Here is a 1630-nt window from a genome sequence, read left to right as displayed (position 1 = left end):
ATCCATGACAATCGATACGCCTGGATTAATATCAGCAATATCAATGCTGCCACTGGTCTCTAATGACACCTGATAATTCTCTTTAACCAATCTATCAAGCAAAATATGGCAATTAATCTGCGCCAAAGGCTCACCCCCAGTGACACACACAAACTTGGTGTTGTACTTTTTAATCTCGGTAAGTACGGCATCAATACTGAGTAAATTATTACCCTTAAAGGCATACTCAGTATCGCAATAACTACATCTGAGTGGACAGCCTGTGAGGCGCACAAACACGGTAGGCAAACCCACTTCTCGCGCTTCGCCTTGTAGGGAATAAAAGATTTCGTTAATATTAAGTTCGGTATTCATAATGTTGTGCGTGAGAATTTCCTAAAAGATTTAACCACTTCATAAATCATCGCAAATTGTAGGATTTTATACGCTATAAATACGAATCCCGCAAAAAAACCAATAGTAATGTTACTTCCAAAAATTGTTGTTAAATTATAATTAACAGGGGAAGAAAAATGCACAAAACCTTGCACAGTTAAATCCCCACAACCTACTAAAATAAAAAGTAAAAAGTAACTCGATATAATTAAAATTAAAAACACAATGAGCGCTCGTCCAATACTCGTGCCAAATACGCTTACCAAATATTCAAAACCTAAAATAAATTTATTGCCCCTATCTTCTTTCGTCCATTCAAGGTTTTTAAAATGTGTTTGATATTCTTGCGTGTGAAATTCTAGGGCTTTAATTTGATCACGTTGTTTAAGGGCAACATTTTTAAGGGTTAAAAAGGTTTCTCGATTATCTGATTTAAACTCTACATTACCATATTCTATCCTATCAATAATCACATGCTTTAAATCAATGTCGATGTTCTTAACACCTGAAAAATTCAATACATTGTTAAATATAGCACTAGTAAAATCAACTTTTTTAGAAAAGCTAGGAGGAGTTGTAGTAGTTTTACTAGAAGAACCAGTAGTGGTGATAGTAGTAGTGATGGTGTCAAAATCAACACTACCGTTAAATATTGTTTCAACAGAGTTAACTTCACCATTAAATTCTGCACCACTAAAAGCAACATTTTTGTTAAATCTTGCATGATTAAAATTAGTTTCTTTATTGAACTCTGCCATTGTAAAGACAGCAGATTTAATAAATTGAGCGTTAGTAAAACTAACCTTATCATTGAATGTAACATGAGAAAAATTAACTCCCTCATTAAATATTGCGCGATCAAACATAGCATCTGAAAAATTTTTACCATGAAAATATGCATCTATTAAAAAAATACAACATATAAAATTATTGCAATCTTCAGTGAAATTGCATCGAACGCTAATTTGTTCATCATTTTCAATTAAATAATAAACGCGATCGTCTTTACATATCTTTCTTTCTCCCTTATCTAACTCACCCCCATATGTTGTACAGGTTTTTGGTTTGCCGGTAGTGATTCGATATTCTTGATAAGAATTATCATTATATTTAAAACGCAGATAGTCTGATGCTGGGTTGTCTTTTGTTATTTCAACACTTGTTAATATTCTAATCATGATAAAAACTGCCCTTGCTTAAGCGCTTTAATTTGGTTACGCACATCAGCAGCTTGTTCAAATTTGAGCTCTTCTGC

General features: G+C 33.2%; 3 protein-coding genes. All 3 read right to left on the bottom strand.

The features are described from left to right. Positions 1-354: radical SAM protein (locus BBROOKSOX_RS10770; protein ID WP_139661778.1), on the bottom strand; the 354-nt coding region annotated here is incomplete at its 3' end. Next, positions 351-1553, bottom strand: coding sequence for a pentapeptide repeat-containing protein (locus BBROOKSOX_RS10765; RefSeq protein ID WP_139661775.1), 1203 nt, complete (start codon positions 1551-1553; stop codon positions 351-353). The genes BBROOKSOX_RS10770 and BBROOKSOX_RS10765, both read right to left, overlap by 4 nt. Continuing rightward, on the bottom strand, positions 1550-1630 hold an 81-nt coding region (locus tag BBROOKSOX_RS12535), incomplete at its 5' end, for a UvrB/UvrC motif-containing protein (RefSeq protein WP_139661781.1). The genes BBROOKSOX_RS12535 and BBROOKSOX_RS10765, both read right to left, overlap by 4 nt.

The sequence above is a fragment of the bacterium endosymbiont of Bathymodiolus sp. 5 South genome (assembly GCF_900128535.1).
Classification (GTDB): Bacteria; Pseudomonadota; Gammaproteobacteria; order PS1; family Pseudothioglobaceae; genus Thiodubiliella.
Note: the sequence above shows the minus strand (reverse complement) of the source record. Positions and strands in the feature narration are given on the sequence as shown.